The sequence below is a fragment of the Acinetobacter sp. UBA3132 genome (assembly GCF_002364825.1).
Lineage (GTDB): Bacteria > Pseudomonadota > Gammaproteobacteria > Pseudomonadales > Moraxellaceae > Acinetobacter > Acinetobacter schindleri.
On the sequence record NZ_DEZM01000222.1, the window covers coordinates 13,962 to 16,639 of the forward strand.

General features: G+C 47.4%; 1 protein-coding gene and 1 pseudogene. Both read left to right on the top strand.

What is annotated here, in order from left to right; genetic code table 11:
• Positions 1–128 precede the first annotated feature (128 nt).
• A complete protein-coding gene (gene ilvD, locus B4033_RS12155) occupies positions 129–1,814 on the top strand; it encodes a dihydroxy-acid dehydratase (RefSeq protein WP_286834336.1) in 1,686 nt (561 codons plus the stop codon).
• A 155-nt stretch (positions 1,815–1,969) separates the two neighbouring features.
• Positions 1,970–2,678, top strand: a pseudogene (locus B4033_RS12160) (hypothetical protein); the annotation flags it as partial.

Consider the following 2,678-nt stretch of genomic DNA (forward strand, 5'->3'; position numbering starts at 1 on the left):
GGTACGAAAAAAACAGACTTAGGTGATACACAGAGTCTTACTTTTATGTCGACACGGCTTTCTATACAATCGGATAAAACCTAGACAGCTTTCAGGCTTCACAAGAATTACATCCAGGACAAAACAAGATGAGTAAAGACAATATCCGAGAACATTCCGCGCCCGTTTATGAAGGTATTGAAAATGCACCCGCTCGTTCCATGATGCGTGCCACGGGTTTTCAGGATGAAGACTTTACTCGTCCTTTTATTGGCATTGCTTCGACCTGGGCCAATGTCACGCCTTGCAATATGCATATTGATGGCTTGGCACGTACAGTCGAGCAGGGTGTGAGTGCTGCGGGAGGTAAGGGCATTATCTTCAATACCATTACCATTTCCGACGGGATTTCTAATGGTACCGAAGGTATGAAATACTCCTTGCTGTCCCGTGAAATCATTGCGGATTCGATTGAAGCAGTGGTCGGCTGTCAGGCCTATGATGGTGTAATTGCCATTGGTGGCTGTGATAAAAATATGCCGGGCTGCATCATGGGATTGGCACGTCTAAACCGTCCGGGTCTGTTTATTTATGGCGGTACCATCAAACCGGGCGAAGGTCATACCGACATGATTTCCGTATTTGAAGCAGTCGGACAGCATGCCAAAGGTGAAATCAATGCGATTCAGGTCAAGCATATTGAAGAAGTGGCTTTGCCGGGTCCAGGTTCTTGTGGCGGGATGTATACCGCGAATTCCATGGCTTCTGCGATTGAAGCACTCGGTATGAGCCTGCCGGGTTCTTCTGCACAGGAAGCCGTCTCTGAAGACAAGCAGATCGACTGTGCCCGTGCTGGTGAAGCCGTGATGAATCTGTTACGTCTGGATATCAAGCCACGTGACATCATGACCAAAGCTGCTTTTGAAAATTCAATTAAAGTGCTGATTGCTTTGGGTGGTTCAACCAATGGTGTACTCCATCTGCTGGCTATGGCGCATACCGCAGGTGTGGAGCTCAGTCTGGATGACTTTGTCCGGATTGGTAAAGACATTCCTGTAGTCGCTGATGTACGTCCATCGGGTAAATATCTGATGTCGGAGCTGATTGCGATTGGCGGGATTCAACCATTGATGAAACGTATGCTGGATGCCGGTATGCTGGATGGTTCCTGCCTGACTGTGACTGGTAAAACTCTGGCAGAAAACCTGGCGGATGTTGAAGATTATCCTGAAGGTCAGCAGATTATCCTGCCATTTGACCAGCCGGTGAAAAAAGATTCACATCTGATCATTATGAAAGGTAACCTTTCACCAAAAGGTGCCGTGGCCAAAATTACCGGTAAGGAAGGTCTTTACTTCAAAGGACCAGCACGGGTCTTTGAGGGTGAACAGGGCGCCATGCGCGGGATTCTGGATGGTGAAGTTCAGCCGGGTGAAGTGGTGGTGATTCGCGGTGTCGGTCCTAAAGGTGGACCAGGCATGCCAGAAATGCTGAAACCGACCTCAGCGATTATCGGTAAAGGCTTAGGAGATTCCGTAGCACTGATTACCGATGGCCGATTCTCCGGTGGTAGTCATGGGTTTGTGATTGGTCATGTCACCCCAGAAGCCTATGAAGGTGGACCGATCGGTCTGGTACAAAATGGCGATGAGATTTCGATCAATGCTGAAACCCGTGAAATGACCTGGCATGTCTCGGATGAGGAAATCGCTGCACGTCAGGCCGCCTGGATTAAACCAAAACCGAATTACACGCATGGAGCATTAGCCAAGTTTGCTAAACTGACCTCTGGTGCAGAAACCGGGGCAGTGACTGACCTAAATCTCGAGATCTAAGGGCTCTGCAAACATTGATCATTTTGTCTTGAATTGATATAAGTTTTTTCATATATAGCAGATCCAGGTGATCTGCTATTCTGGTGAAAAAGATAGTATCCTGTAGCAGTTAGACGCTGTCATCTGCTGCGTTGTTCTCTACTGAGGCTGATCTCATGTCCCTGTTACGCCGTTGGTTCGATCCAATCCGATCGAGTTGGTTTTATCAAAAGCCAACCCGCCAGGCGGTGCTATCTGCTGAAGATGGCTTAACGATTTATCTGCGTCTGGATGATGTGTATAGCTATCTGGCGGTGCAGCTGTTACCACAACTGGAAGAGATCCTGAGTCCGGAATTAAAACCGTTGAAGGTGGTAATTTCGAGTCAACGTGGCGAAATACCGAATCAGATGTCTTTTGAAGAATGGCAAAATTACTGTATTAATGATGCCAAAATTCTCTCCAGACAGCATCGTTTCAGCTTTCATGAAACGCCAGAATTACCTACTGCAGAAGCCTTAAAACAGGCCGAAACTATTCTGCGCCGAACACCATTGCGTGGCCAGGATTTTCTTTATCTGCTGGAAGATATCTTTCATATGCTCTGGCAAAAGCAGTATGGCAAACTGCGTACCTTGCATAGCATGGCCAGTCGCCATCATCAGCCACAGGATTTTTCTGAACGGGTCTTTGACACAACCCCGGTTTTGGCCAGCTATTTTGATTTTGGTGGCCGTCAGTATCATGCCGTAGATGATCTGCTGCGTTTAACCCGCCGTCTGAAACAGCAAAAATTACTGACGGGTAATCCAATCTTCCTGATCAATCATATTGAATGGCGTGAGCACCTGATCAGTGATGCTGAAGAACTGAATGAAATTCAGG